Origin of the sequence: Prauserella flavalba, from assembly GCF_003202235.1 — a bacterium.
Lineage (GTDB): Bacteria > Actinomycetota > Actinomycetes > Mycobacteriales > Pseudonocardiaceae > Prauserella_A > Prauserella_A flavalba.
The window spans coordinates 622,701-648,082 of record NZ_MASU01000005.1; the positions used below are offsets into that span (position 1 = coordinate 622,701).

The 25,382-nt window shown below is 73.1% G+C and carries 26 protein-coding genes; 16 read left to right on the forward strand and 10 right to left on the reverse strand.

The genetic code is table 11. From position 1 onward, the window contains the following. Positions 1–85: 85 nt before the first annotated feature. Entirely contained in the window at positions 86–1,585 is a 1,500-nt protein-coding gene (locus BA062_RS10310; RefSeq protein WP_110335835.1) for a collagen-binding domain-containing protein, read from the forward strand. On the opposite strand, the gene BA062_RS10315 is transcribed toward BA062_RS10310, so the two are convergent. Then, positions 1,568–3,502 (reverse strand): heavy metal translocating P-type ATPase, encoded by a 1,935-nt coding sequence (locus BA062_RS10315; protein WP_210406814.1) that lies wholly within the window; start codon positions 3,500–3,502, stop codon positions 1,568–1,570. The genes BA062_RS10310 and BA062_RS10315 overlap by 18 nt on opposite strands. 64 nt (positions 3,503–3,566) lie before the next feature. Between BA062_RS10315 and BA062_RS10320 the strand changes: the two genes are divergently transcribed. After that, positions 3,567–3,929 (forward strand): ArsR/SmtB family transcription factor, encoded by a 363-nt coding sequence (locus BA062_RS10320; protein WP_110335836.1) that lies wholly within the window; start codon positions 3,567–3,569, stop codon positions 3,927–3,929. Positions 3,930–3,943: 14 nt separating this feature from the next. On the opposite strand, the gene BA062_RS10325 is transcribed toward BA062_RS10320, so the two are convergent. Next, positions 3,944–4,459, reverse strand: coding sequence for a nitroreductase family protein (locus BA062_RS10325; protein WP_110335837.1), 516 nt, complete (start codon positions 4,457–4,459; stop codon positions 3,944–3,946). A 214-nt stretch (positions 4,460–4,673) separates the two neighbouring features. Here BA062_RS10325 and BA062_RS10330 point away from each other — a divergent pair, with 214 nt between their 5' ends. Beyond that, positions 4,674–6,299 (forward strand): ABC-F family ATP-binding cassette domain-containing protein, encoded by a 1,626-nt coding sequence (locus tag BA062_RS10330; RefSeq protein ID WP_110335838.1) that lies wholly within the window; start codon positions 4,674–4,676, stop codon positions 6,297–6,299. Positions 6,300–6,345: 46 nt separating this feature from the next. Here the strand turns inward: BA062_RS10330 and BA062_RS10335 are convergent, their stop codons facing one another. Together BA062_RS10335 and BA062_RS10340 are read right to left on the reverse strand one after the other, a co-directional pair. Further along, on the reverse strand, positions 6,346–6,804 hold the full coding sequence (locus tag BA062_RS10335; protein WP_110335839.1) for a VOC family protein: 459 nt from the start codon (positions 6,802–6,804) through the stop codon (positions 6,346–6,348). A gap of 35 nt (positions 6,805–6,839) precedes the next feature. Further along, a complete protein-coding gene (locus BA062_RS10340) occupies positions 6,840–7,247 on the reverse strand; it encodes a helix-turn-helix domain-containing protein (protein WP_245959760.1) in 408 nt (135 codons plus the stop codon). Positions 7,248–7,303: 56 nt separating this feature from the next. Between BA062_RS10340 and BA062_RS10345 the strand changes: the two genes are divergently transcribed. Both BA062_RS10345 and BA062_RS10350 read left to right on the forward strand, forming a co-directional pair. Beyond that, positions 7,304–8,092 (forward strand): LLM class flavin-dependent oxidoreductase, encoded by a 789-nt coding sequence (locus BA062_RS10345; protein ID WP_110335840.1) that lies wholly within the window; start codon positions 7,304–7,306, stop codon positions 8,090–8,092. Between the two features lie 9 nt (positions 8,093–8,101). Continuing rightward, positions 8,102–8,632, forward strand: coding sequence for a GNAT family N-acetyltransferase (locus BA062_RS10350; protein ID WP_110335841.1), 531 nt, complete (start codon positions 8,102–8,104; stop codon positions 8,630–8,632). Here the strand turns inward: BA062_RS10350 and BA062_RS10355 are convergent. After that, positions 8,595–9,602, reverse strand: a complete 1,008-nt coding sequence (locus BA062_RS10355; protein WP_110335842.1) for a glycoside hydrolase family 113 protein — start codon at positions 9,600–9,602, stop codon at positions 8,595–8,597. The two genes, BA062_RS10350 and BA062_RS10355, sit on opposite strands and share 38 nt — an antisense overlap. A 91-nt stretch (positions 9,603–9,693) precedes the next feature. Here BA062_RS10355 and BA062_RS10360 point away from each other — a divergent pair, with 91 nt between their 5' ends. From BA062_RS10360 to BA062_RS10395, 7 genes are all read left to right on the forward strand, one after another. Further along, a complete protein-coding gene (locus BA062_RS10360; protein ID WP_110335843.1) occupies positions 9,694–10,296 on the forward strand; it encodes a TetR/AcrR family transcriptional regulator in 603 nt (200 codons plus the stop codon). A gap of 126 nt (positions 10,297–10,422) precedes the next feature. Next, positions 10,423–10,704, forward strand: a complete 282-nt coding sequence (locus tag BA062_RS10365; protein WP_110335844.1) for a hypothetical protein — start codon at positions 10,423–10,425, stop codon at positions 10,702–10,704. A gap of 123 nt (positions 10,705–10,827) precedes the next feature. Further along, positions 10,828–13,530 (forward strand): alpha-L-fucosidase, encoded by a 2,703-nt coding sequence (locus tag BA062_RS39785; RefSeq protein ID WP_168213916.1) that lies wholly within the window; start codon positions 10,828–10,830, stop codon positions 13,528–13,530. Between the two features lie 328 nt (positions 13,531–13,858). Then, positions 13,859–14,755: a universal stress protein gene (locus BA062_RS10380; RefSeq protein WP_110335845.1), complete on the forward strand. Its 897-nt coding sequence runs from the start codon at positions 13,859–13,861 to the stop codon at positions 14,753–14,755. Continuing rightward, entirely contained in the window at positions 14,752–15,735 is a 984-nt protein-coding gene (locus BA062_RS10385; protein ID WP_110335846.1) for an Acg family FMN-binding oxidoreductase, read from the forward strand. The genes BA062_RS10380 and BA062_RS10385 overlap by 4 nt, the downstream gene beginning before the upstream one ends. A gap of 135 nt (positions 15,736–15,870) precedes the next feature. Next, positions 15,871–16,386, forward strand: a complete 516-nt coding sequence (locus BA062_RS10390) for an SgcJ/EcaC family oxidoreductase (protein WP_168213917.1) — start codon at positions 15,871–15,873, stop codon at positions 16,384–16,386. 590 nt (positions 16,387–16,976) lie between these two features. Then, positions 16,977–18,176, forward strand: a complete 1,200-nt coding sequence (locus BA062_RS10395; protein ID WP_110337190.1) for an NAD(P)/FAD-dependent oxidoreductase — start codon at positions 16,977–16,979, stop codon at positions 18,174–18,176. A 128-nt stretch (positions 18,177–18,304) separates the two neighbouring features. Here the strand turns inward: BA062_RS10395 and BA062_RS10400 are convergent, their stop codons facing one another. Continuing rightward, positions 18,305–19,684, reverse strand: coding sequence for a S41 family peptidase (locus BA062_RS10400; RefSeq protein WP_245959761.1), 1,380 nt, complete (start codon positions 19,682–19,684; stop codon positions 18,305–18,307). Between the two features lie 143 nt (positions 19,685–19,827). On the opposite strand from BA062_RS10400, the gene BA062_RS10405 reads away from it, so the two are divergent. Next, positions 19,828–20,331: a pyridoxamine 5'-phosphate oxidase family protein gene (locus BA062_RS10405; protein ID WP_168213918.1), complete on the forward strand. Its 504-nt coding sequence runs from the start codon at positions 19,828–19,830 to the stop codon at positions 20,329–20,331. Between the two features lie 37 nt (positions 20,332–20,368). Here BA062_RS10405 and BA062_RS10410 read toward each other — a convergent pair whose 3' ends face one another. Together BA062_RS10410 and BA062_RS10415 are read right to left on the reverse strand one after the other, a co-directional pair. Further along, positions 20,369–21,022, reverse strand: a complete 654-nt coding sequence (locus BA062_RS10410) for a response regulator transcription factor (protein ID WP_110337192.1) — start codon at positions 21,020–21,022, stop codon at positions 20,369–20,371. Further along, positions 21,019–22,155, reverse strand: coding sequence for a sensor histidine kinase (locus tag BA062_RS10415; RefSeq protein ID WP_245959762.1), 1,137 nt, complete (start codon positions 22,153–22,155; stop codon positions 21,019–21,021). The genes BA062_RS10410 and BA062_RS10415 overlap by 4 nt, the downstream gene beginning before the upstream one ends. Positions 22,156–22,285: 130 nt before the next feature. On the opposite strand from BA062_RS10415, the gene BA062_RS10420 reads away from it, so the two are divergent. Beyond that, positions 22,286–22,885 carry a class I SAM-dependent methyltransferase gene (locus tag BA062_RS10420; RefSeq protein WP_168213919.1) on the forward strand — a complete coding sequence of 200 codons (600 nt, stop codon included), beginning with the start codon at positions 22,286–22,288 and terminating at the stop codon, positions 22,883–22,885. Beyond that, positions 22,882–23,421, forward strand: coding sequence for a YceI family protein (locus BA062_RS10425; protein WP_110335850.1), 540 nt, complete (start codon positions 22,882–22,884; stop codon positions 23,419–23,421). Before BA062_RS10420 ends, BA062_RS10425 begins: the two co-directional genes overlap by 4 nt. On the opposite strand, the gene BA062_RS10430 is transcribed toward BA062_RS10425, so the two are convergent. Next, entirely contained in the window at positions 23,410–23,733 is a 324-nt protein-coding gene (locus BA062_RS10430) for a helix-turn-helix domain-containing protein (RefSeq protein ID WP_110335851.1), read from the reverse strand. The genes BA062_RS10425 and BA062_RS10430 overlap by 12 nt on opposite strands. 435 nt (positions 23,734–24,168) lie before the next feature. Between BA062_RS10430 and BA062_RS10440 the strand changes: the two genes are divergently transcribed. Beyond that, a complete protein-coding gene (locus tag BA062_RS10440; RefSeq protein WP_110335852.1) occupies positions 24,169–24,546 on the forward strand; it encodes a sporulation protein in 378 nt (125 codons plus the stop codon). Between the two features lie 186 nt (positions 24,547–24,732). Here BA062_RS10440 and BA062_RS10445 read toward each other — a convergent pair whose 3' ends face one another. Further along, positions 24,733–25,377 (reverse strand): CoA transferase subunit B, encoded by a 645-nt coding sequence (locus tag BA062_RS10445; RefSeq protein ID WP_110335853.1) that lies wholly within the window; start codon positions 25,375–25,377, stop codon positions 24,733–24,735. Positions 25,378–25,382: the final 5 nt, after the last annotated feature.

Consider the following 25,382-nt stretch of genomic DNA (forward strand, 5'->3'; position numbering starts at 1 on the left):
ATCGTCCGATACCGCGGGAAAAGCCCGAGTAGCGTCCCCCACGTCGAGAGTCCGAAGAGGACTTGTCGTCGTGGGGAGGGCTGTGATGCGGACCATCGGTGCCGGACGGCGGACGGTGCTGGGCGCGACGTGCTGTGGGCTTGCGGCCGTCGTGCTGATCGCGGGGATGTCGCCGGGACGGCAGGCCAGCGCCCAGGCCGAGGCGCCCGTCAACCCGGTGCGCCCCGTGAGCCCCGACGATGTCCAGACCGATCCGAGCCACGGCTTCCTCGTTCTCGTCGAGGGCGACGCCGGACTGTACGAGAACGAAACCGAGGGACCGGTCGCCGTCGGCGGCGATATCCGCTTCCGTGCCTACCAGGTCGCGCTCAACAACCCCGGCACCTACGTCGCGCCCGGGGACGACCACGTGACCGGCCTCGTCGTCGGTGGCGCGCCGGACTACGAGGGCAGCCCCGCCGGCGGACGGCTGAACGTGCTGACCCAGACCTACGCCAAGATCGGCGACCTCGGCGACTCCGACGTGCTGCCCACCGGCGGTGAGACCCACGTCGTGCCCGACGGCGGGGGAGAGGGCACCCACCCGCAGGTGGACATCCAGACCCCGCAGCCGGCCGAGTCGGTCGGCGGCGACAGCGGATTCGACCTGCCCGCGCTGTTCTCGATCTACCGGGACCTCAACACCCGCATGTCGCGGTGTGCCCAGACCGTCCAGCTGACCGACCAGAACGGGCAGGAGGAGTGGAACGGCACCGACCCGGTCGCCACGCTGGGCCTGCGGCCGGGGCAGAACGTTCTCGAACTCACCGAGGAGGAGCTCGCGGCGCTGCGATTCATCAACCCCCGCAACGGTTATCTCCAGCCGGGCGACGAGGCGTGGCTGGTGATCAACGTGCAGGTCGACGGTGACTACACGTGGCCGGTGCCCGAGGTGAGCTGGCAGGGCACGCAGCCCTCGACGCACGTGCTGTGGAACTTCACGACGTCGGGCACGATCACGCTGCCCGAGGGCTCGCCGACGGTGTGGGGCACCGTGTACGCCCCGAACGCCGGGCTGGTGGACGAGAGCTCGGCCAACATCGAGGGCAACGTCGTGGTCCGGACCTTCGAGCACGGCGGGGCCGTCAGCGGGTCTGGCGGGGCGAACGGCGGCGAGGTGCATTACGCGCCGTTCGCCGACCTGATCGCTCCCTGCGCGGACGTGCCGGAGCCGACGACCGAGCCCACGACGACCGGGCCGACGACCACGGAGCCCACGACCACCGACCCGACCACGGCCACCACCGAACCGACGACGACGGAGCCGACGCCCACCGGCGACGTGCCGACCACCACGACGGAACCCACGTCCACCACCACCGAGCCCGCGCCGGTCGCGCCGACCTCGCCGGGGGACGCCGGGACCGGGCCGGAGGGCACCGGCGGCACCGACAGCACGGCTGGGCGACTGTCCGAGACCGGCACGGAGGTCACGCCGTGGCTCGTGCTCGGACTGTCCCTGCTCGGTGTGGGCGTGCTGCTGCTGGCGGGTCCCGCACTGGTCCGGCCGCGACCGGGCGGCCGGGGCTCAGCGGACGACGGCTGACGCCTTCCGCCAGGCCCTGCCGCCGAGCAGGCGCAGGCCGTTGAGCCCGACGAGCACGGTGGAGCCCTCGTGCCCGGCGACGCCGAGCGGCAGCGGGAGCGTGCCGAGCAGGTCCCACAGCACCAGGCCGGCGATGAAGGACCCGGCGATCACGAGGTTCGCCGTCACCACCCGCCGCGCCCGCCGTGCCAGTGCGAGCGCGGCGGGCACGGCGGTGAGGTCGTCGCGCACCACGATCGCGTCGGCGGCCCGCAGCGTGAGATCCGAGCCCGCCCCGCCCATCGCGATGCCGGCGTGTGCGGCGGCCAGCGCGGGAGCGTCGTTGATGCCATCACCGACCACCGCCACCCGCCGCCCCGCGGCCTCGAGCTCGCCGACCGCGGAGACCTTGTCCGCCGGCAGCAGCCCGGCACGGACGTCGGCGATGCCGACCGCCCCGGCCAGCCGGGCCGCGGCGGCGTGGTTGTCGCCGGTGAGCAGCACGGGAGCCGTGCCGGTCAGTGTGGTCACCGCGGCGACGGCGGGGGCGGCCTCGCGCCGGACCTGATCGGTGATGCCCAGCACCCCGGCGACGTGACCATCGCGCACGACGACGACAGCGGTGTGGCCGCGCCGTTCCAGTTCGTGGGCGACGGGGTGACCCTCCGGCACCAGCGCGGCGGGGGAGCCCACCCGCACGAGCTCGCCGTCGACCCGCGCCGAGACGCCACGGCCGGGCTGTGCGGCGAAGTCGTGGGCCGGGGGCAGGTGGAGACCGCGGTCGCGCGCGGCGCGCACGACCGCGCGGGCCAGCGGGTGCTCGCTCGGCTGCTCGGCGGCGGCCGCCAGGCGCAGCAGACCGTCCGCGTCGAGCCCCGGCACGGGACGCAGCTCGGCGAGCTCGGGAGCGCCCCTGGTGAGCGTGCCGGTCTTGTCGAACGCGACCCGCGTGGTGCTGCCGAGCCGTTCGAGGGCGACGGCGGACTTGACGAGCACGCCGTGCCTGCCCGCGTTGGCGATCGCGGCGAGCAGTGGGGGCATCGTCGCCAGCACGACCGCGCAGGGCGAGGCGACGATCATGAACGTCATCGCCCGCAGCAGTGACTCCTCGGCGGACGCGCCCCACAGCAGCGGCAGGGCGAACACCGCGATCGTCGCGGCCACCATGCCGATCGCATAGCGCTGCTCGATCTTCTCGATGAACAGCTGGGTGCGGGCCTTGGTCCGGCTCGCCTGCTCCACGAGTGCCGAGATGCGGGCTACCACGGAATCCTCGGCGCGGCGGCCGACGCGGATCCGCAGGGCACCCGTGCCGTTGAGTGTCCCGGCGAACACCTCGTCGCCCGGTGCCTTGTCCACGGGCAGCGGCTCACCGGTGATCGTGGACTGGTCGACCTCGCTGCCGCCGGACTCGACGGTGCCGTCCGCCGTGAGCCGCTCGCCCGGCCGGACCAGCACCAGGTCGCCCACCTCGAGGTCGGCCGCGGGCACGGTCTCCTCACCGTCACCGGTGAGCCGGGTAGCGGTCTCCGGGGCCAGCTCCAGCAGGCCGCGCACGGAGTCCTCGGTGCGCGCGGTCGCCAGCGCCTCCAGCGCGCCGGAGGTGGCGAAGATGACGATCAGCAGCGCGCCGTCGAGTACCTGCCCGATCGAGGCCGCGCCGAGCGCCGCCACGACCATGAGCAGGTCCACGTCCAGCCTGCGTGCACGCAGTTCCCGCAGCCCGGCGAGCGCGGGCTCCCAGCCGCCTGCCACGTAGCAGCCGAGGTAGAGCGCCCACCACAGCCACGCGGGGCCGCCGAGCAGGTCGGCGGCGAGTCCCGCGAGGAACAGCGCGAGCGCGGCGGCCGCCCACCGCGTCTCGGGCAGGGCGAACGGGCTCCGGCCGCGCACGGGCGTGGACGGGCGAGGCGGGGCGGTGAACGAGGAGATGACCACGGGCCGACCATAACAGAACAAATGAAGACGTCTTCATATAAGTTGCCTGCGCTACACTCCGGCCATGGGACACGGCGTGGAGGGCAGGGACCGGCCCGCGGCGCGGCTGGACGCCGACGCCGCCACCCACGTCGCCACCACCCTGCAGGCGCTCGCGACGCCGAGCAGGCTGCTGATCCTCACCGAGCTGCGGCAGGGGCCCCGGCCCGTCACCGAGCTGGCCGAGGCGGTCGGCATGGAGCAGTCCGCCGTCTCCCACCAGCTGCGGCTGCTGCGCAACCTCGGCCTGGTCAGCGGCACGCGCTCAGGCCGCAGCATCGTCTACAGCCTCTACGACACCCATGTGGCACAACTGCTCGACGAGGCGGTCTATCACATCGAGCACCTGCGCCTCGGTCTCGCCGACCGGCCCGGGGCCGCCGGCTGACCGTCCTCAGTGGACTACGGCTGGAAGTGGGTCAGCAGTTCGCGCACCGGTTTGCGGCCGGCCGGGATCGCCGGACGCCCCGGCGGCACCGGTGCGGGATGGCCGAGCGCGATAGCGTGGTCGGCGCGCCACGGCGCGGCAAGGCCCACGAGCCGCGCCGCGGCGCGGGCGTTGTCCTCCGGGTAGAGGGAAACCGGGCAGCTGCCCAGCGACCGGGCGTGTGCCGCGAGCAGCACCGACTGGCAGACGCGGCCGAGGTCGAACTCGGTGTCCCGGCCACGGTCGGGGCCCGACAGCAGGAGCAGCACCGTCGGCGCGTGCGCGAGGACCTGGGCGTACTGCCCGAGGCGGGAGAGTCCGGCCCGCACCCCGTGATCGCTCACCGACACGAACCGCCAGGGCTGCCGGTTGCGCGCCGAGCCCGTCCAGCGGGCGACGTCCACGATCGCCTCGATGTCCTCAGGCGGCACGGCCCGGTCGAAGAAGAAGCGGGTCGCGCGCAGCGACGTGATGAGGCCGGTGTCGGTCATGCCGCCATCGTCGCAGCCGCCGGCGACGTAATTCACGAGCGGCTCGCGATCTTCGTCTGTTACCGTGGAGCCGTGCAGTACCTCTTCTTCCTCTGAGCAGCCGAGCACCTGGCCGCCCGTGTCGTCTCCGGGCCGGGCCGGGCATGTCCTCGTTCGCTCGAACTTCCCGGATCGTTCGCCCATGCGCGCGAGGTCCGGACCATTCGGAGGAAGTATGTCCAGTCTCATCGCGCTGCCCGCACGGGCGCGTGCACACCTCAACGCCGCCGACGTCTCGCTCGCGCGTGGCGGCAGGCCCGTCCTGACCGGAGTGGACGTCACCGTGTCCCCTGGCGACCGTCTCGGCGTCGTCGGTGAGAACGGCAGGGGCAAGACCACGCTGCTGCGCGTCCTCGCGGGAACGCTCGCGCCCGACTCGGGTTCCGTGCACCGCGCGGGCACCCTCGGCGTCGCCGACCAGGAGATGCCGTCGGGCGACCACCGCACGGTCGGTGACCTCATCGACGTCGAGCTGAGGCAGGTGCGGGCCGTGCTCCGGGACTTCGAGGCGGCCACGCTGGCACTCGCCGAGGACCGTCCCGGCGCCGGCGAGACCTACGCCGAGGCGCTCGCGGCGGCCGAGGCGATCGGCGCGTGGGAGGCCGACCGTCGCGTGGACGTCTCGCTCGCCGCCCTGGGTGCCGTGGCCGATCGTGACCGTCCGCTGGCGGAGCTGTCCGTGGGGCAGCGCTACCGGATCCGGCTCGCGTGCCTGCTCGGCGCGGGGCACGACCTGCTGCTGCTCGACGAGCCGACCAACCACCTCGACGCGAGCGGCCTCGACCATCTGACGGCGAAGCTGCGGGAGCATCCGGGTGGTGTCGTGCTCGTGAGCCACGACCGCGCGCTGCTGTCCGATGTGGTCACCACGGTGCTCGACCTCGACCCGACCTCCGACGGGCGTCCCCGCGTGTACGGCGGTGGGTACGCCGGATACCGCGAGGGGCAGCGCGCCGAGCGGGAACGGTGGGAGACCGCTTATCGCGACCAGCAGAACGAGCGGCACCGGCTCGCGCAGGACCTCTCGGCGGCGCAGAACCGGCTGTCCACGGGCTGGCGCCCGGAGAAGGGCACCGGCAAGCACACCCGCGCCACGAGGGCACCCGCGCTGGTGCGGGCGGTGCACCGCAGACAGGAGGAACTGGAGGCCCACGTCGTCGACGTGCCGAAGCCGCCGTTGCGGTTCCAGCTGCCGGACCTGGCAACTTTCCCAGGCGCCACACTGCTGCGGGCCGACGAGGTGACCGTGCGCGGACGACTGACCGGGCCGGCGTCGGTGCTCCTGCGCTCCGGTGACCGGCTCGTGGTGACCGGGCCGAACGGCTCGGGCAAGTCCACGCTGCTCGCGGTGCTCGGGGGAGTGCTCGAACCCGGCACCGGCTCGGTGCAGCGCAGGCGCGGCGCCAGGATCGGCCTGCTCGCTCAGGAGTCACCGCAGCCGTCGAGGCGGCCGGCGTTCGAGGTCTTCGAGGCCGCGGTGGGCAGGCGCGTCAGCGAGGGACGGCTGGCCGGGTCCGAGCGGATCGGGCTCGGGCAGCTGGGCCTGCTGCCCTCCGGGGCCGCGCACCGGCCGGTGCGTGAGCTGTCGATCGGGCAGCAGCGCAGGCTCGATCTCGCGATCCTGCTGGCGGCGCGGCCGCACGTCGTGCTGCTCGACGAGCCGACCAACCATCTGTCGATGGCGCTCGTGGACGAGCTGACCGACGCGCTCGGAGCCACGGGCGCGGCGGTGGTGCTCGCGACGCACGACCGGCAGCTGCTGCGGGACACCGCGGGCTGGCCGAGGCTCGCGGTGAGTTGATCGCCCGGGGGTGCCGGGACCCGAGCCCGGCACCCCCGGGGCACGGCTACTCGCCCTGCCAGCGCGCGATGTCGGCGTCGGTGATCTCGACCGGGCCGTCGGCGAGCTGCGTGATGCGGAGGTGGTTGCCGAACGGGTCGCGCAGGGCGCAGTCGATGCCGTAAGGCTGTTTCGTGGGTTCCTCGGTGAATTCGACACCGCGGGCGCGGAGGGTCTCGTACGTCTGCTGGCAGTCGTCGGTGTTGAGGATCGCGGCCGTGCCCAGCGCGCCCTTGGTCACCAGGTCACGGACCTGCGCGGCGACCTCGTCGCTCAGCGCCGGCGGGCCGGGTACCTCCAGCAGCAGCTGGCGGTCGGGGTCGGACGGCAGCGCGACGGTCAGCCAGCGCATGAAGCCGAGGTCGACGTCCGAGGAGACCTCGAAGCCGAGCTTGCCGACGTAGAAGTTGAGCGCTTCCTGCTGGTCGAGCACGGGTACGGAGTGGATGCTGATGCGGGTGAACATGACCAGAACCGTAGGCGGTCGCGGGCCGCGGCGGCTTATCCGAAACGACTCGGCCGGGTCCACGCCTTGACGAAGCACACCGGCACCGAGAGCGGCCGCGCGCTCGCCCGGTACTCGCTCGGGGACCGGCCGGTGACGGCGCGGAACGTGCGGCTGAACGTCCCGAGGCTTTCGAAGCCCACCTTCGCGGCCACGTCGGTGACGGTCGCCGAGGGTGTCCGCAGCAGGGCCATCGCCCGCTCGATCCGCCGCCGGCGCAGGTACTGGTGCGGTGTCTCGCCGAACGTGGTGCGGAACGAGCGGGTGAAGTGCGTCGGCGACATCAGCGCGATCCGCGCGAGCGCGGGTACGTCCAGCGGGCAGGCGTAGTCGCGGTCGATCGCGTCCTTGGCCCGCAGCAGACGCCGGTTCTGATCCTCGCGCGGGTTCAGGAAGGGTGTCACGCGGTCATCGTAGAAGGCGGGGAACACAGCGGGAGCTCCCGCGGTTGCGATCAGGTATGAAGATCGGTGTGTTCCTGCCTGGCCAGGTTCCGGAGGAGATCCCCGCGAGCGCACGATACGCCGAGGAGGCGGGGCTGGAGTCGGTGTGGGCGACCGACCAGCTCGTCGCGAGCGGCCCGATACTCGACAGCACGGTGGCGCTCGCGACGGCCGCGGCCGTGACCGAGCGGATCACGATCGGCTACGGCGTACTGCTGCTGGCGCTGCGCCGCGTGGCCGCGGCGGCCAAGCAGATCAGCAGTCTCCAGCTCGTGTCGGGCGGCCGGCTCGCGGTCGGCGTCGGCACCGGGAACCCCGCGCACGGCGACACCGGATGGCGGGCCGCGGGCACGTCGCTCGCCGGAAGGGGCCGCCGCACCGACGAGGCGCTTCGGGTGCTGCCCGCGCTGGTCACCGGGCAGCGGACCGTACTCGACGACGGACTGGAGGTGGCGCTCGCGCCGGGTTCGCCGATGCCGCCGGTACTGGTGGGCGGCAACGGCGAGCGGGCGTGGCGCCGTGCCGCCGAGTTCGGCGACGGCTGGATCTCCATCGCCTCCACCCCCGGCGACGTCGCGGCGGGTCTCGCGACGCTCGGTGACCTCGCCGCCAAGCACGGCAGGCCCGTCCCGCGCGCGACGGTGGTCGCCCCGGCACTCGACGGGTCGCCCGCGCGCGCCGCCGAGCAGCTGGCCGCCTACGCCGACGCCGGAACGGAACGCGTGATCCTCGCTCCCGGCGACGACTGGCGCGCGGGCCACGACTTCGCCGCCGAGGTGCGCGCCGCGCTCGGCTCTCCCGCCTAGACTGGCCCGATGCCCGCCGAGAACGCCGTGACGCTGCGGCCCGCCGAAGCGGGGGACGCCGCCGCCGTGGCCAGGATCTGGTACCTCGGCTGGCAGGACGGCCACCTCGGCAATGTCCCCGACGAGCTGCTCGCCATCCGCACCGAGGACTCGTTCACCGCCCGGGCGGCGCAGCGCATCGAAGACACCACCGACACCACCGTCGCCACGGTCGACGGCTCCGTCGTCGGTTTCGTGATGGTGGTGGAGGACGAGGTCGAGCAGGTGTACGTGGCCAGGGAGCACCGGGGAAGCGGGGTCGCTGCGCTGTTGCTCGCCGACGCGGAGCGGCTGGTGGCCGAGGCCGGGTACGAGCAGGCGTGGCTCGCGGTGGTCGGTGGCAACGCGAGGGCGCGCCGGTTCTACGAGCGCGGCGGCTGGCGCGACGAGGGACGCTTCGACTACGCCGCCGCGAGCGAGGACGGGCCCATTCCGGTGCCCTCGCACCGTTACGTCAAGGACGTCACGCCACCCGCCCGTAGTACTCCGCCAGCGCCGTGAACGCGGCCTTGGGTTCCCACGGCACCTCCCGGCCGCGGTCGGCGAGTACCTTCACCACCCCGTAGCTGGCCCGGTCGAGGTCCGCACGCGGGTCGTCGCGGTGTGGCAGGTGGTAGGAGGCGAAGGTGCACACGAACGCGCTGTCCACACCCGCCGCGCCGAAGACGTCCAGCAGCTCACGCAGGTAGCCGGCCTGCTCCTGCTCGTCGCGCGCGTAGTCGCCGTCGAGACGGACCGGTCTCGCGCCGTCCCATTCGATCATCAGGTCGCCCCTGGCTCCCTTGCCGGCCGCGCCCGTGTGCGTGGTGCAGCCGAACTCGGTGATCGCCACGGGTTTGCCCTGCGCCACGAGCGCCCTGATCGCCTCGGGGAACGTCCCGGCGATCTCGGCGGTGCGGTAGCAGTCGACGGAGACGAAGTCGAACGGGCTCCAGTCCACGGCCTCCAGCGGAATGGACGCGTAGGTGACAGGGCCGCCGAACCTGCCACGCACGAGTGAGGCCGCCTCGGCGAGGAAGTCGTTGAGGCGTGCGGGAAGTCCGGCCAGCAGGTCGCGGATTCCGGCTCCGGCGCCGAGTAGCGCGCCGATCCGGTCGGTGCACACCTCACCCGGCAGGAACCCCTTGGTGAACAGGCTCAGCTCCGCGCCGGTGACGAACACGACCTCGGCACCGCGTCGCCGGATCCGCTCGGCCCGTTCGGCGCAGTCGGCGAGGACGGCGAGCAGTTCGCTGGTGGTGAGGTCGCACGTGAAGGGGGAGAACCAGACCTCGAGGCCGAGGTCGGCGGCGATGGTCGCGGCCAGTTCGAGGCGGTCCGGGTCGGCGCCGGTGACCCGCACCGCGTCGCAGTGCAGTTCCTCGCGGATCACGCGCAGCTCGTGCCGCACGAGGCCGGGGTCGAAGTGCTCGCGGGTGCTGACGCCGAGGTTGACGAACCCGGTGTCGTAGGTGATGCCCTTGGCTCTCATGCCGCTCCTCTCACCATTAAGGTACGTCGAGTACCTTGGCGGCGACAGTAGCACGCCAGCTGGCGCCCAGGTGCCGGTACGATCGGTACCCATGTCAGAGGAGGCGACGCCGACCCGGCGGCGCGGCGCCGCGCTGGAGCAGGCGATCCTGCGCGCCGCCGCGGATGAGCTGACCGAACACGGCTACGCGGGGCTCACGATGGACCGCGTCGCCCGGCGCGCGGGCACGAACAAGAACGCGATCTACCGCCGCTGGCCGACGAAGGGCGCGCTCGGGGTCGCCGCCTACCAGCTGCTGGTCGAGACCGAGCTGCGCGCCCCCGACACCGGGGACCTGCGGGAGGACGTGCTCACGCTGCTGCGCCGCATCAACCGGGACCTCTCCTCGCCGCGGGGCGACGTCCTGCGCGGGCTGCTCGCCGGGGTGAGCGACGAACCGGAGCTGCTGGCCCGGCTGCGGGAGCGGGCGGGGGACGGCGCCCCTGGCGTCTGGCTGACGGTTCTGGGGCGGGCGGTGGCCAGGGGGGAGGTCCCGCCCGAGTCCCTCCGCCCCCGGATCGCCACCGTCGCCCTCGTGCTGCTGCGCAACGAGTACGTCACGCGCGGGCTCGCCACGGTCTCCGACGACGTGCTCGCCGAGATCGTCGACGAGGTGTACCTGCCGCTGGTACGCGCGGGCGCTACCGCCGGCTGAGCCGTCCGTCCACGCGGCTGTCGCCGATCACCAAGTTGTCGAACCTGAGACCGTCCACATTGATCGGTGGGTACCTCCCGCCGAGCTCGCCGGGGTAGTCGAGCTGGCGGCTGATGAGAGCTGCCGTTGCGCCTGCTGGGCACGGTCCGCGACCGGCTCGCCGTCGGTGGGACGCCGCGGTGGGCGGCGCTCGGGGTGGCCGCGTGGATGGTCTACGTCGCGCTCGGGCACGACCGGCGGGGCAGGCCGCCGCTGCCGCTCGACGACCCGCTCGCGGCCCGCCTGCGGGCCGCCGTGGGCACCGAACCCGCGTCGATCGTCGCCGGGCTGCTCGGGGTCACCGAGCTGTTCGGCGACGACCTGCCCGGGCACGCTGAGTTCCGCGCCCTGCTCACCGACTCTGGGTGATCGCAGGCCAGATTCATTGGATGAATCGTGGCTCCCCTTGTCCGGTTTCGGTCACGCTCCTTCGTTGATTGGGTGTTGGTGGGGACTTAACCTCGCTAGAGATCCGATCTCTGGGAGGCTCGTATGAGGACCGGCAGGGCGGCGCTCGCGGGAATTCTGGCCACGGTCATGGTCGCCGTCGCCCCGGCGCCGGCGGCTCCGGCTCAGGAAGCCGAACCGGAGCCCGCACCACACGCGGCGCCGAGGTGGTTCAACGACGCCAAGCTCGGCTTCTTCATCCACTGGGGCCCGTACTCGGTGCCCGCCTACGCACCCGAAACCGGTGGCGCGCGGGACGGTTCCTTCCGCTACGCCGAGTGGTACTGGTACGAGATGAACCACCCGGGCAGCGCGACCCACCGGCACCACGCGGAGAAATACGGCACCGGCTTTCCCTACGACCGGTTCATCGAGCAGTGGAAACCGGACCGCTTCGACCCTCGGGAGTGGCTGGACCTCTTCGTGGACGGTGGCGCGAAATACTTCGTGCTGACGTCCAAGCACCACGACGGCGTCGCATTGTGGGACTCGGAGACCACCGGCCGCGACACCGTCCAGCTCGGCCCGCACCGCGACGTCGTCTCCGAGCTGTTCACCGCCGCCGAGAAGTACCCGCTCAAGAAGGGGCTCTACTACTCGCTCGCCGAGTGGTACCACCCGAAGGGCGGCTGGGTGCCGCCGCGCGGGCACAGCCTCGAGGAGGGACCGGTCAACCCGTACACCGGCGAGCCCGTGCCCTACACCGGCTACACCCCGGTGAACGACGACGTCATGGACCACCAGTACCCGCAGATGGTCGAGCTGGTGGAGAAGTTCGACCCCGACATCATGTGGTGTGACATCGGCATCCACGTGCCGAACAACAGCGAGGCGTTCGTCGACTACTACTTCGAGCAGGCGGCGAACCGGCCCCGGCCGAAGGACGTCACGGTCAACGACCGCTGCGGCAACGAGCACGCGGACTTCACCACCCCCGAGTACGAGACCCAGGCCGACATCGACCCCGCCAAGTGGGAGGCGACCAGGGGCATCGGCCACTCCTTCGGCTACAACGCCGAGGAGGGACCCGAGGACTACCTCAGCTCCGAGGACCTGGTGGAGAGCTTCGTCGACATCGTCAGCAAGAACGGCAACCTGCTGCTCAACATCGGCCCGAAGGCCGACGGCTCCATCCCGGAGATCCAGGCCGAGCGTGTCCGCGAGCTGGGCGCGTGGCTGAAGATCAACGGCGAGGCCATCTACGGCAGCACCTACTGGTCGCACGCCGAAGACGAGTACAGCAACGTGCCGGTGCGCTACACCGAACGGGACGGCAACCTCTACGTCACCGCGCTTGCGTGGCCCGGCGAGGAGCTCACGCTCTCCGGTGACCTGCCGCTGGCCGCGTCGAGCCGGATCACCCTCCTGGGCTCCGACGGCGCGAGCCTGCCGTGGCAGCGCGAGGACGGCCGGGTGCGGATCACGATGCCGGAGCGGGGCGAGTCGGCGACCACGAGCCGCTACGCCTACACGTTCAAGATCGCCACGCCCGGCCTGCGAGCGCCGCTGCACACCGGGCTGGACCTGCCCGGCCAGCCCGAACCCGGCGAGCCGATCCCGGCGACGGTGACCATCACCAACCCGGGCAGGCACGATGCCCCGGCGACCCGCGTGCGGCTCGCGGCACCCGATGGCTGGAGCGTCGAACCCGCCCGCGTGAACCAGCCGCCGCTGCGGCCGGGGGAGACGAGGACGGTGAGGTTCACCGTCACGCCGCCGCGGGGCGCGCCGCCCGCGCACTACCGGCTCACCGCCGACGTCGCCGCGGGCAACGTGGTCTACCAGCCCGCCGGCTCGATCCTGCTGACCGACCTGGTGCGCGTGCTCCAGCCCGAGAAGCTGACCGACCTGACCATCGCGGGGGCCGGCGTGCGGCCCTACGTCGACCGGAACTGGGCGCTCACCGAGGTACCGGACGAGCTGACCGGCGCGGTGCTCGTGCCCGGCGCCAACGACGACAAGCGGATCCAGCCGGGGGCGATGTCCGTTGTGGACGGACGGGCGCGGGTAGCGGGCGGCGACGTCACCCTTGCCGGGACGGGCCACGAGTGGGCCGACTACGACCTGGAGCTGACGGTGCGGCCCACCACGCGCGGCGCCGGCTGGGTGTTCCGGGCGCCGGACCGGCGCAACGGGTACCTGTGGCAGCTCTATCCCGGCACCGGGCTCACCCCGCACGTCCAGCGGGACGGCACGTTCACGCGGCTGGCGGGCACCATCCCGCTCGACGTCGTCGCCGGGCGCGACCACCGGGTCCGGATGGAGCTGCGCGGCCCGCTGATCCGCACGTTCGTCGACGGGATGCTGGTGGACGAGCGTGAGGACGGCACGTTCGCCGAGGGCACCGTGGGCTTCCGCGAGGCGGCCAACGAGACGGCGGAGTTCGACGACGTGCGCGTGACCGATCCCGCCGGGCAGGTGCTGCTGGCCGACGACTTCTCGGCGGGCACCGGTCAGTGGGACAACGACACGTTCGCCGACTACCTCGTCTTCGACCTGCGCCGCGACGCCACCGTGTACGTGGCATTCGACGAGCGGGGCGCCCCCGAGCGGGACGACTGGTGGCCGGACTGGCTCGCCGAGCTGGGCTTCGAGCGCACCGGTCTCACGGTCGGCACCGACGACCCTGGCGGCGCCCGTCTCGTGGTGCACCGCGCCGAACTGCCCGCGGGCCGGATCACACTCGGCCCCAACGGGGCGACCACGGGCAGCTCGTCGAGCTACGTCACCTTCGTGACCGAGCCCTAACCCCCGCGAGTCGTGCGTTCGGGACCGCGAGTCGTGCGCTCAGGGCCGCGAGTCGTGCGTTCAGGACCGCGAGTCGTGCGTTCGGGAACGGGCAACTCGCGGTCCCGAACGCGGAACTCGCCGTCGGGAGCGCACGACTCGCGAACGGGAGCGCACGACTCGCGCCCGGGGGTGCACGACTCGCGCCCGGGAACGCACGACTCGCGGGGGCGGGTCCTGGGCTTGCGGGTCCGAGGTCACTCGAAGCAGGGGCTTTCGGCCCACGCGTGCGGCCCGTCGTTCCGGTCACGATGAGGGCACAGTCCCATCACGGAAGGCCGGGGAGCATATGAGCACGATCGTCGCGGGCGTGGACGGGTCCACCTCTGCTCTGCACGCGGTGGCCTGGGCCGCCGCCGAGGCGGCACCACGCCGCGAGAAGCTTCGGCTCGTCGCCGCGTACCTGGTGCCCGAGCACGGCTACCCGTCGTTTCTGACCACGGTGCGCGAGCTCCGTGAAGGGCTGCGCGCCCAGGGCGAGGACCGGCTGCGGGAGGCGAGGGAGGCCGCCGAGAAGGCCGCCCCGGGCGTGGACGTGGAGACCGTGCTCGTCGAGGCGGATCCGACCGTGACCATGCTCGCCGAGTCCAGGACGGCCCGCGTGGTGGTCCTCGGCTCACGGGGGCTCGGCGGCTTCAGCGGCCTGCTCGTCGGCTCGACGGCCGTGGCGCTGGCCGCTCACGGGAGCTGCCCGGTCGTGGTGGTGCGCGGGCGGGGCGCCGAGGGAGTGCCGCCGACCGAGGGTCCGGTGGTGGTGGGCGTCGACGGCTCCCCGGCGAGCGTCGTCGCGATCGAGTTCGCGTTCGCCGAGGCGGCGGCGCGCGACGTGCCGCTGGTGGCGGTGCGCACCTGGAACGACGCGATGCTCGAGGCGACGGTGCGCATGTACCCGCTCTCGGTGAACCCGGACGACATCGACGCCGAGGAGCGCGCGCTGCTGGAAGCGCAGGTCGACGCCGTGCGGGAGGACTACCCGGATGTGCCCGTGGAGCCGGTCCTCGCGCGCGGGCGCCCCGCGCGCACACTCCTGGAGCAGGCCGAGCGCGCTCAGCTGATCGTGGTCGGCAGCAGGGGGAGAGGGGGATTCCGTGGGCTGCTGCTCGGCTCCACGAGCCGGGCACTGGTGACACACGCGACGTGCCCCGTCGCCGTGGTGCGCCCGCCGGAAACCGGGGAGAACCGATGAGCACGATCGTCCCGGCGAGCATCACCACACCCGGCATCGAGGCGGCCCTCGCGGCCGCCGTCCGGGCTCCCTCGCCACACAACACCCAGCCCTGGCGCTTCCGCGTCCATGCGGGACGGATCGACGTCCTGCTCGACCCGGAGCGGGTGCTGCGAGTGTGCGATCCCGACGCGCGGGAGGCCCTGCTCGCGTGCGGGGCCGCGATCCTCAACATCCGGCTCAGCATCGCCGAGGCGGGCCGGACGCCGATCGTGGACCTGCTGCCCGACCGCGAGCAGCCCCTGCTGCTCGCCACGATCCGGCCCGGCCGGCCACGCAGCCCGGGCCCCGAGGACATCAGGCTCGCCGCCGCGATCCAGCGCCGCCACACCAACCGCAGGCCGTTCCTCGACCGCCGGGTGCCGCTGCACCTGCGGCACGCCCTCCGCCGCGCGGCCATCGCGGAGGGTGCCCGGCTCGTGCTGCTCGACCACCCGGGACAGCTGGACGCCTTCGCGGCGCTGCTGCGGCGTTCCGACCAGCTGCAGACGCAGGACCCGGCGTTCCGCGCCGAGCTCGCCGCGTGGACGCGCGACGGCGCGGCCGTCGACGGCGTGCCGAGAACGGCGGGCGGGCCGAGGGCACTCGACGGTGGCGTGCTGGCGTTGCGCGACTACGGCGGGCGTGACTCGGTGGCGGAGCGCCGGTTCGAGCGGGACCCACTGGTCGCCGTGCTGCAGGCTCCCGGCGACACGCGGCTGGCCCGGTTGCGTGCGGGACAGGCGCTGCAGCGGGTGCTGCTGACAGCGACCGCCCACGGCCTGAGCGCCTCATTCCTGGCGCAGCCCGTCGAGGTGCCCGCGGGGCGCGCGGTGCTCAAGGCGATGCTCGGCGACCGCGAGCACCCGCAGGCGGTACTGCGCCTCGGCTACGGGTTCCCCGCCACGGGCACACCACGCAGGCCCGCCCACGCCGTCACCGAGGCACTACCGCAGCGGTAGGCGCCGCATCCCGGAACGCAACCCGGGGCTGAGGACGCGTTCGCCCTCGCGCTCCTACGTTTCTCCCCGTGCCGGTGAGGGGCACCGGCGCGGACCGGACGGGAGAAACCTATGGGGCGCAAGGCATGCAGGGCGATGAGCACGGGTACGGCCGTAGCCTTGGTGGTGGCGGCGATCGTCGGCGGCTCGGCGCTGGTCTCCGCCGCGGAGCCCGGCACCGCGACGCCTGCCTCCGGTTCCGAGCGGGAGCGTGCGCTGGCCGCGTTCGACCGGATCCGCGAGCAGCAGGCGGACGCCTGGTACCGGGAGGACAGCGCCGCGTTCGCGGCGACCTTCACCTCGGACGCCGACGTCGTGACGTTCAACGGCGATCACCTGCGCACCCGCGACGGCATCGAAGAGGGCATGCGGTTCTATTTCGAGCACTACATCGACCACACGCGACTGCGCACCGTGGACGAGCACGTCCGGTTCGCCGGGCCGGATCTCGCGATCATCGTGCGCACCGGCTGCCAGCTCGAGCCGCCGAACACCGAGTGCCGCGAGGATTCGTTGTCCCGCAACACGAATGTCCTGGTGAAACGCCACGGCCGGTGGCTGCAGCAGTCCTTCCAGAACACCCGGGTGGTGGAACTTCCGAACCCGGCCTGAGCCAGCCCGAACGTACCGGCAGCGCACCACGGCCACGGGCACGGCCGCCGCCGCGGAGGGGGACGACGGGAACGCCGCCGCGAGTGCGCCGGTCTACGTCGTGCTCGGCTACAACGACAACGAGGCGTCGGACTGCGCGTCGCTGTGGGGCAACGCCATAGGCTGCGTCGAGCAGCAGGGCAGGTGCCGTTCGTCGCCCGAGACCCTCGCCTATCACGGCGGCGACTCGAACTGCGACGTCGACCTCGGCAACGCCACCACGGGCACGCGGAGCAAGACGATCGCGGCGGCCCGAAGTTCAACCTCCGCTGCTGGCATTCGCGCGAGGGCGAGCCGCACGACACCACGGGCGGCCGGGGCCGCTGGAGACCGCCTACAACGCGCGGGACCGCGACGGCGACGGGTGAGCCCGCGGCGGAGAACGACGGCGGCGGCCACCGCGCTCGCCGCCGTCGCCGCTGGTCAGCGACTTGGGCGCCGGGGTAGCCTGCGCACGACCTCGCGCCGGGTGTGTTCTACGTCGCGTACCCGGTGCGGTGGTTCGTGACAGGATCGAACGTTGTCGAGCGACGCGGAGGAGAGGCCCAGTGGTGAGTCAGCCCGAGCACGTCGTGGTGATCGGAGCCGGGCTCGGTGGTGTGCGCACGGCCGAGCAGCTGCGAGGCGCCGGGTACGACGGCGAGATCAGCCTGGTCGGTGCGGAGCCACACGCGCCCTACGACCGCCCGCCGCTGTCGAAGCAGGTGCTCACGGGAGCCTGGCCCGCCGAGAAGGTGGTGCTGCGTGACGAGGACGCGCTCGCCGAGCTCAAGGTGCGGACCCACTTCGGGGTCGCCGCGGTGGGTGTGCACGACGGCGCGGTGGAACTCGCCGACGGGACACTGCTCAACGCCGACGCCGTGGTGATCGCCACCGGTGCGCGGGCGCGGACGCTGCCCGGCCAGCCCGACGGCGTGCACACGCTGCGGACGCTCGACGACTCCCTCGCCCTGCAGGCCGCGCTGAAGGACGCGCGGTCGCTACTCGTCGTCGGCGCGGGCTTCATCGGCGCCGAGGTGGCCAGCGGGGCCCGCGACCAGGGCCTCGACGTGACCGTGCTGGAAGCGCTGCCGGTGCCGTGCGAGCGCGCACTCGGGCCCGAGGTCGGCACGCTGTGCGGCAGGCTGCTCACCGAGGCCGGGGTCGACCTGCGGCTCGGCGCGCGACTGGAACGGTTCGTGGACGCCCACACCGTCGAGCTGGCGGGCGGGGAGCGCCTGACGGCCGACGTCGTGCTGGTCGGTGTCGGCGCGGCTCCGATGCTCGACTGGCTGGGCGGCACCGCGGCGGGCAGGGAGCTCGACGTGAGCGCCGGCTTGGCCTGCGACGAGCGCGGCCGGGTCGTCGGAGCGCCGGGCGTCTGGGCGGTCGGCGACGTCGCCGCGTGGGAGGATCCCGCTCGCGGCGCGCGGTCGCGTTGTGAGCATTGGACCAACGCGGTCGACCAGGCCGCGGTCGTGGCCAGGGACATCGCCGGTGCCGCACCGCCGCCGCCGAGCGTGCCGTACGTGTGGTCGGACCAGTTCGGCATGAAGATCCAGGTCATCGGCAGGCCCGAGCTCGCCGACAACGTCGCGGTGCTGCAGGGCGAAGGGCTCGCGGGCGGGGCCGTGCGCGGGACCGTGGCCGGTTACTTCGCGGGTGACCGGCTCGTCGGCGTCGCCGGGTTCGGCGCCGCGCGCCACGTCGCCCGTTACCGGGCGCTCGTCGCCAGGGGCGCCGAGCGGCCCGAGGTGCTGGCCGCGGCCTGACGGCGCGGGCGGGTCACGACCGCTCGGGCACGGTGGTGGTGGCCAGCACGGTCGATGAGGATGGTCATGATGATGAGGAACATACCGCCAGCTCGGTCCGCAGCGCGACCCCAAAGCGGACCATCCATCTACTGAGGACTTTCGGTGGCGAGCAGGCGACGGGCCTCGGCTAGCGCGGAGTCGCGGCCCGCCGACAGCTCTGCCTCGGTGAAGACCGGAACGCGGACATCCGGCGGGATTCCCGTGCCGTCGTAGGTGTTTCCTTCGCTGGTCAGGTACTCCTCGTTCGGCACGACGGCTCGCCAGTCCCGGCCCGGCAGCGCGCGGTACATCGTGTCGGAGTAGACGCCCTGCGTGTTCTGTCCGATGAGGACAGGACGTGGGCTGCGGTTGGTCAGTGCCTGCACGAACGTCTCGCCCGCCGACACGTCGAGGCTGCCGATGAGCACCGCGAGCGGACCGCCGTAGCGCGGTCCCCGGTAGGGGTGCACGAAGAACGGCTCCGGCGTGGTGAACGAGGCAGGATCGTGCGCGTCGTCGCGCGCCCGCTTGGCGTAGGCGAAATGCGGGGTGTCCGTGAGCCGCGCGGCGAGCCGCAGGCCTAGCGGGTCGGCACCGCCGCCGTTGACGCGCAGATCCAGAATCAGGCCGGGCAGCCCGCGGACCCGGGTGGGCGTGAAGATCGCGTCCAGTGCGCGGTCGAGCTCGGCGCGGTCAGCGGCGAACGTGCCCGCGTCGGTGTAGCCGGTGAAGCCGGTGACGCGCAGATACCCCATGCCGTCGGGGAGATCAGCGTAGACGAGCTTGCCGTCGGCGAACCGCCGGAGCTCCATCGCGCCGAGGTTCGCGTCGGTCACCTCGGCGATGCGCCCGCGCAGCGCGGGGTCGCCCGCGTAGTCCGGTGTTCCTGGCCGGGTGTTCACGCACGGCTCGTGTCCGCTTGCGAGCAGGCCGGTGTGTGCGTCGTGCAGCGGCCGGAGCAGACCGCAGAGGACGCCGTACAGCTCGTCCGGCGTGGTGTCCTCGGTGATCCGGCTTCGGGCCCGCTCGCCTTCGGCGCGCCAGTTGACGCCCTTGGCCGTGAAGAACGGGTAGTTCTCGGCATAGGTGTGCCAGAAGGTGTCGAACACCGGCAGCGGGCCGTCCGGCGGCGGAGTCGTGCACGGTGAGGGGAGTGCGGGCAGGCGGGTGAGCGTGCGGGCGCCGAGCATCCCGTCGAAGGTCAGCCGGGCCCGGTTCCTCCCGTGTGGACGGACCGTCGCCACGAGCCCGTCGGCCGTGCGGAACGTGCGCGGCCCGGTGCGTTCGCCGCGCAGCGCGCCGGGAAGGCAGCTCACGGCGGTGATGTCGTACCCCGTGAGCGCCCCGTTGCCGATGCTGATGACCGTGCCGTACCCTTCGCCACGCCACACGCCGTCCACACCATCCACACCGTCCACGCCGGACACTGGTACCGCCGCGCTCACCACCGCCAGTGCCGCCATGCCGAGCGCTGCGGCCGTGCGCATGCGCCGTCCCCCTCGTCGGTGTCCCATGATCGCGACGCTAGTCGGCGGGCCACGGCCCCGGAATGTGGCGCGCTCCCTCGGCGGAGGTGGGGACGGCCCTACCCCGTGGTCAGCGGCACCGATCCGGGCTACCGTGGGAAACCATGCGCGCGCTGGGGACTGCACACGGGTCGGCGCCGGTCATGTTCGGGCAGCCGGCGCCGCCGGGTGAGCTGCTGCCGTGGGACTGGGCCGAACGGCGCCTCGTCGCCGCGGTCAACTACTGGATCGCGACCGCGGGCCCCGCAGGACGCCCGCATTGCCGACCGGTCTGGGGAGTGTGGCTGCCCGACGGCTTCTGGTTCAGCACTGGCTCGGTCACGGCCCGGAACCTGTCGGTCAACGCCGAGATCACCGTGCACCTCGAGAGCGGGCAGGAGGTCGTGATCGTCGAGGGCACCGCGCGCGAGGTCCGCGACCAGCCGTCGCTGCACGCGATGTGCGAGGCGTACGGCCCGAAGTACGACTACCCCGTGGCGCCGACCCCCGAGCGCACCGTCGCCGACAGCTCGGGCACCGGCGTGCCCGCCTACCTCGTCACCCCGAGCGCGGTGTTCGGCTGGGACGCGGACATGACGTCACCGACGAAATGGACCTTCGGCCGCTGACGTTGGCCTGGCCGCCACCTGCCGGGGGAGTGGGCGTTCAGCAGAGCCCCGCGTCGTGCACGAGCAGCGCCACCTGCGTGCGGTTGCCGAGCCCGAGCTTGGTGAGGATGTGGGTGATGTGCGCCTTGACCGTCGCGACGCTGACGAACAGCTCCCCGGCGATCTCGGCGTTGGACTTGCCCTCCCCGAGCGCGACGGCGACCTCGTGCTCGCGGGTGCTCAGCGCGGCGAGGGCGGTGCGGGCCCGGTCGTAGGCGGTGGCGTCGGTGGCGGCGCGGTCCATGAGCCTGCGCGTGATGCCGGGGGAGAGGATCGGGTCACCGGCGGCGACCGTGCGCACGGCTTCGGCGATCTCCGCAGGCGGCGAGTCCTTGAGCAGGAAGCCGCTCGCCCCGGCCCGCAGCGCCCGCAGCACGTTCTCGTCGGTGTCGAACGTGGTTAGCACGATCACCTCGGGCGGGTTCCTCCTGGCGCGCACCCGGCGGGTCGCGGCGATCCCGTTCACCCTCGGCATCCGGACGTCCATGAGCACCACGTCGGTGACGCGCGTGTCGAGCGCCGCGGGCACCTGGTCGCCGTCGTCGGCCTCGCCGACCACGACGATGCCGTCGCTGCCGTCGAGCATCATCGTCAGCCCGGCGCGCACCAGCGCGTCGTCGTCGACGATGAGCACCCTGACCGGTTCCGTCATGCCGGCCACGGTAGGCGGGCGTGCAGGCGGAACTCGCGGGCCGTGGCCTCGTGGTCGAGCCTGCCCCCGGCGAGCCGCACCCGTTCGGTGAGCCCGACGAGGCCCGTTCCGGTGCCGGGGACCGACGACATCGCGCGGTCGGTGAGCGGGTTCGACACCGTGATCACCAGCTGCGTGCCCGGCGTGCCGTCAAGCGCGATGGTTACCCGCTGGCCCGGCGCGTGCTTGCGGGCGTTGGTGAGCGCCTCCTGCAGCACGCGGTACGCGGTGCGCCCGGTGGTGCCGGGCAGTGCGGCGGGGTCGGCGAGCCCGTCGCGCACGTTGACGACGGTGCCGGCGGAGCGGGACTCGGCGACCAGTTCCGGCAGGTCCGCCAGCGCGGGTATGGGCCGGTCGGTGCCCTCGCTCTCCGGGTCCTCACGCAGGAGCGCGATCACGTCCCGCAGCTCGTTCAGTGCCTGGTGCACGGTCAGCCGGATCACGCCGGCGGCCTCGGACACCCGCTCGGCGGGCATGCCCGGCCGGTACTCCAGCGCACCCGCGTAGGTGGCCAGCAACGACAGGCGGTGAGCCAGCACGTCGTGCATCTCCCTCGCGATGCGCGTGCGTTCGGCGGCCCGCGCCTCGGCGACGCGCCTGCCCTGCTCGGCTTCCGCGCGCTCGGCGCGTTCCCGCAGCGACGCGATGAGCGCGCGGCGAGCCTCGGCCAGTGCCCCCCAGCCGAGCAGGGCGGCGTGCGCCACGACCAGCAGTGCCAGCCACCACCAGAAGGACAACCCGCCCAGCGGCCGCCACAACCAGCGCAGCAGGTGCGCGGCGACGCTCACCGCGGCGACCCCCACCGCCACGGGGAACGGCCGCGTGCGCGCGGTGTGCAGCACACCGACGCTGGCGGCCGGGGTACCGGCGGGCGACACCAGCGCGAGCGCCGTGATCACCAGCGTTGTGGCCGCGGGCCTGCGCAGCAGCACCGGCACCAGACAGCACCCGGCCACCACGACCGCGAGGTCGATCGCGAGCGGCCAGCCGCGCGTGCCTGCCGCGAACTCCCCCCACGTGGTCGCGGCCGCGCCGAGCCCCACCACCGCGACGGGCAACGCGGTGCGCGTCGCGCAGAACAGCTCACCAGGCACGATCCCGAGCCTACGGCCGGCCCGACGGTGCGCATACCGACCAAAGTCGAACCCGGACCCGGCCTCGGGACACCGCTCACCCGCCCGGTGGCCGATGTGGGCGACGGCTCCACGCCGCGACGCTGCTGCCATGACCACGAGCTTCCAGCCGGCCTCGCTGCGGGCCGCCCTGCTCGGACCGTTGCGCGGCACCGTGCTCGAACTGGGCCCCGGTACCGGCGTGAACCTGCCGTACTACGCGCCCGGCGTCACCTGGATCGGTGTCGAGCCCGACGCGCGGCGCCGCGCCCGGCTCGCCACGGCGGTCGCGCGGCGCGGTGGCGGCGGCGAGGTGCTGGCGGGCCGGGCCGAGCGGCTCGACGTGCCCGCGCACAGCGTCGACGCCGTCGTGGCGACGTTCGTGCTGTGCTCGGTCGACGACGTCACGGCGGCGCTCGCGGAGATCCGCAGGGTGCTGCGCCCCGGCGCACGCTATGTTCTCGCCGAGCACGTCGCCGCGCCCGAAGGCAGCTGGGTGCGGCGGGGACAGGACGGCTGGGCGCGGGCGAGCCGCTGGTTCGGCGCCCAGTGCAGGCCGAACCGGAGCATCGGCCCCGCCATCGAGCGGGCGGGATTCGCGCTCGCCGAGGTCCACCGGTTCGTCGTGCCGGGTCCGCTGGGGGCCGGCATTCCGCACCTCGCCGGCGCCGCCGTGTGCCCGGCCGACACAGGGAAAGGAACTACCTCATGAGCGACCCGGCCACGACCACGGGCACCGTCGAGATCCCCGCCGAGGGCGGCTACCGCATCGACCCGGAGCACTCCACGATCTCCTTCGTCACGCGCCACGTGTTCGGGCTCGCGCCCGTGCGCGGGACCTTCTCCCTGGCTGAAGGGCACATCGAGGTGGCGGAGCCGCTGTCGGCGTCCTCGGCGAGGGCGACCATTCCGGCCGCGAGCGTCGACACCCGCAACGCCGCCAGGGACACCACGGTCCGTTCCGCTCAGTACCTCGACGCCGAGAACCATCCGCACATCGGGTTCGTCTCGACCGGCCTGAGCCACGGCGACGGCGGCTGGGTGCTGAACGGCGAACTCACCGTGCGCGGAGTGACCCGCCCGCTCGCTGTCCGGGTGGAGCGCGCGAGCGCCGGCGGCGGCACCCTCCGGCTGCGGGCGAGCGCGGAGGTCGACCGCTACGCGTTCGGCATCACCGCGATGAAGGGCATGACGGGGCGGCGCCTGACCATGACCCTCGCCGTCACCGCTGTGCGCTCACCCGAGTGAGTCCTGCCGGAACTCCGCGGGCGTGCGGCCGGTCTCCCGCTTGCACACCTGCCCGAAGTGGGACGCGTTCGGGAAGCCCCACCGGGACGCGAGCGCGGCGACCGGCACGTCCCGCAGCAGCGGGTCGGCGAGATGCTCGTCGATGCAGGCGCGCACGCGCTCCAGCAACGCCTCCCTTGGAGCGGCGCGGCCTTCGGCGCGCTCGCCCCGCTCGGCGCGCAGCATGACCGCGACCAGACCCAGCACGGAACGCACCGCGTGCGGTCCGTTCGCGCCCAGCGCCGCCACGTTGCGGTTGAGGCTCAGCAGCATGTCCCACACCGCCGAGGGCAGGCCCGGCGCGCAGTCGAACGCGGTGGCCGTGATCCCGGCGAGCGGGTCGCTGCGCCCGCCGGGATGCGTCGGTCGACACGGCCCGGTTCCACGCCGAGAACGCGCAGGCGGAGGCGAAGCTGGGGGCGCGAGGGCGGGCGATGGAGGTGTGGTGGGCGGCGACGGCCGCGCTGCGCAGGGGCGACCTGCAGCGCTACGTGCGCGACCTGCACGCGGGGACCCAGCACGTCACCTCCGGCCCGGTCGTGCTGCAGAACTGCGGCAGGTGGCTGGCCGGTCTCGCGCCGGACGCGAGGTGGGCGTCCTCGACTCACCGACTGAGGACCAACGACTCTTCGCCCGCCCGCCGTTCCCGTCGATGCTGGACGCCGGGGACCACGGCCGGGTCCGCGTCCACACTGGAGGGGAGTGCCGATGAAGGTCGAGGAGTTGCTGACGAGGGCCCGCGACACCATCACGGTCGGCCGCGTGTACGGCGAGCCGATCGAGCGCGACGGCGTCACCGTGATCCCGGCCGCCGCCGTGCTGGGGGGCGGCGGGGCCGGGCAGGGCGTCGACGAGAAGGGCGCGCAGGGAGAGGGCGGCGGGTTCGGCGCCGCGGCCCGTCCCGTGGGCGCGTACCTGATCCGGGACCGCGCGGTGACGTGGGTGCCCGCCGTCGACGTCAACCGGCTGCTGATCGTGGTGGGCGTGGTGGTGGCGGTGGTCGTGCTCGTCCGGGCCAGGGTCGCCAGGGCCCGCGCGAAGGCGCGGGTGCGTCCTGAGGCAACCATCGAACCGGCTGCTCAGTGACCTTCCCCATCCGACGGCGAGGCCCCGGACCGGTCTTCGTCGCGACGTACTTGTTCGGCATGCCGCGCCCGGTTGGGCTCCACACCGGTCCGGACCACCGGCGCTGAGCCGCTCCTGGACCTCGCGGCACACGGAGGGGCCCACCCCGAGTGGCGGCGGGGTGGGCCCTCCTCGTCGTGCCCGGCCTCAGCTGGCCGCGACGGGCAGCTCCAGCGGGGCACCGGTCTTCGCGCGCACCTCGTCCTCGGTGACATCGGGAGCGAGGTCCACCAGCCGCAGGCCGTCCGGCGTCACGTCGATCACCGCGAGGTCGGTGATGATCCGGTTCACGACACCCGCACCGGTCAGCGGCAGCGTGCAGTCGTCGACGATCTTCGGGCTGCCGTCCTTGGCGACGTGGTCGGTGAGCACCACGATCCGGCGGGCACCGACCACGAGGTCCATCGCCCCGCCCATGCCCTTCACCAGAGCGCCGGGAATGGTCCAGTTGGCGAGGTCGCCCTTCGCGGTCACCTGCAGCGCACCGAGGATGGCGATGTCGATGTGCCCGCCGCGGATCATCCCGAACGACGTCGCCGAGTCGAAGTAGCTGGCGCCGGGCACCACCGTCACGGTCTGCTTGCCGGCGTTGATGACGTCGGCATCCTCCTCGCCCTCGAAGGGGAACGGGCCGAGACCCAGGATGCCGTTCTCGCTCTGCAGGGTCACCTGCACGCCGTCGGGGATGTGGTTGGCGACCAGCGTCGGGATGCCGATCCCGAGGTTGACGTAGTCGCCGTCGTTGAGCTCGGCGGCCGCGATCGCCGCCATCTCGTCACGTGTCCAGGGCATGCGGC

Excerpts from the sequence above, each read along its gene's own strand:
- BA062_RS10425 (WP_110335850.1), top strand. The coding sequence starts at position 22,882 with ATGAGCGACCCGGCCACGACCACGGGCACCGTCGAGATCCCCGCCGAG.
- BA062_RS10335 (WP_110335839.1), bottom strand. The coding sequence starts at position 6,804 with ATGTTCACCCGCATCAGCATCCACTCCGTACCCGTGCTCGACCAGCAG.
- BA062_RS10325 (WP_110335837.1), bottom strand. The coding sequence starts at position 4,459 with ATGACCGACACCGGCCTCATCACGTCGCTGCGCGCGACCCGCTTCTTC.
- BA062_RS39785 (WP_168213916.1), top strand. The coding sequence starts at position 10,828 with ATGAGGACCGGCAGGGCGGCGCTCGCGGGAATTCTGGCCACGGTCATG.
- BA062_RS10420 (WP_168213919.1), top strand. The coding sequence starts at position 22,286 with ATGACCACGAGCTTCCAGCCGGCCTCGCTGCGGGCCGCCCTGCTCGGA.
- BA062_RS10440 (WP_110335852.1), top strand. The coding sequence starts at position 24,169 with ATGAAGGTCGAGGAGTTGCTGACGAGGGCCCGCGACACCATCACGGTC.
- BA062_RS10405 (WP_168213918.1), top strand. The coding sequence starts at position 19,828 with ATGCGCGCGCTGGGGACTGCACACGGGTCGGCGCCGGTCATGTTCGGG.
- BA062_RS10320 (WP_110335836.1), top strand. The coding sequence starts at position 3,567 with ATGGGACACGGCGTGGAGGGCAGGGACCGGCCCGCGGCGCGGCTGGAC.
- BA062_RS10385 (WP_110335846.1), top strand. The coding sequence starts at position 14,752 with ATGAGCACGATCGTCCCGGCGAGCATCACCACACCCGGCATCGAGGCG.
- BA062_RS10430 (WP_110335851.1), bottom strand. The coding sequence starts at position 23,733 with ATGCTGCTGAGCCTCAACCGCAACGTGGCGGCGCTGGGCGCGAACGGA.
- BA062_RS10345 (WP_110335840.1), top strand. The coding sequence starts at position 7,304 with ATGAAGATCGGTGTGTTCCTGCCTGGCCAGGTTCCGGAGGAGATCCCC.
- BA062_RS10330 (WP_110335838.1), top strand. The coding sequence starts at position 4,674 with ATGTCCAGTCTCATCGCGCTGCCCGCACGGGCGCGTGCACACCTCAAC.
- BA062_RS10445 (WP_110335853.1), bottom strand. The coding sequence starts at position 25,377 with ATGCCCTGGACACGTGACGAGATGGCGGCGATCGCGGCCGCCGAGCTC.
- BA062_RS10390 (WP_168213917.1), top strand. The coding sequence starts at position 15,871 with ATGAGCACGGGTACGGCCGTAGCCTTGGTGGTGGCGGCGATCGTCGGC.
- BA062_RS10400 (WP_245959761.1), bottom strand. The coding sequence starts at position 19,684 with ATGCGCACGGCCGCAGCGCTCGGCATGGCGGCACTGGCGGTGGTGAGC.
- BA062_RS10355 (WP_110335842.1), bottom strand. The coding sequence starts at position 9,602 with ATGAGAGCCAAGGGCATCACCTACGACACCGGGTTCGTCAACCTCGGC.
- BA062_RS10360 (WP_110335843.1), top strand. The coding sequence starts at position 9,694 with ATGTCAGAGGAGGCGACGCCGACCCGGCGGCGCGGCGCCGCGCTGGAG.
- BA062_RS10410 (WP_110337192.1), bottom strand. The coding sequence starts at position 21,022 with ATGACGGAACCGGTCAGGGTGCTCATCGTCGACGACGACGCGCTGGTG.
- BA062_RS10380 (WP_110335845.1), top strand. The coding sequence starts at position 13,859 with ATGAGCACGATCGTCGCGGGCGTGGACGGGTCCACCTCTGCTCTGCAC.
- BA062_RS10310 (WP_110335835.1), top strand. The coding sequence starts at position 86 with ATGCGGACCATCGGTGCCGGACGGCGGACGGTGCTGGGCGCGACGTGC.
- BA062_RS10350 (WP_110335841.1), top strand. The coding sequence starts at position 8,102 with ATGCCCGCCGAGAACGCCGTGACGCTGCGGCCCGCCGAAGCGGGGGAC.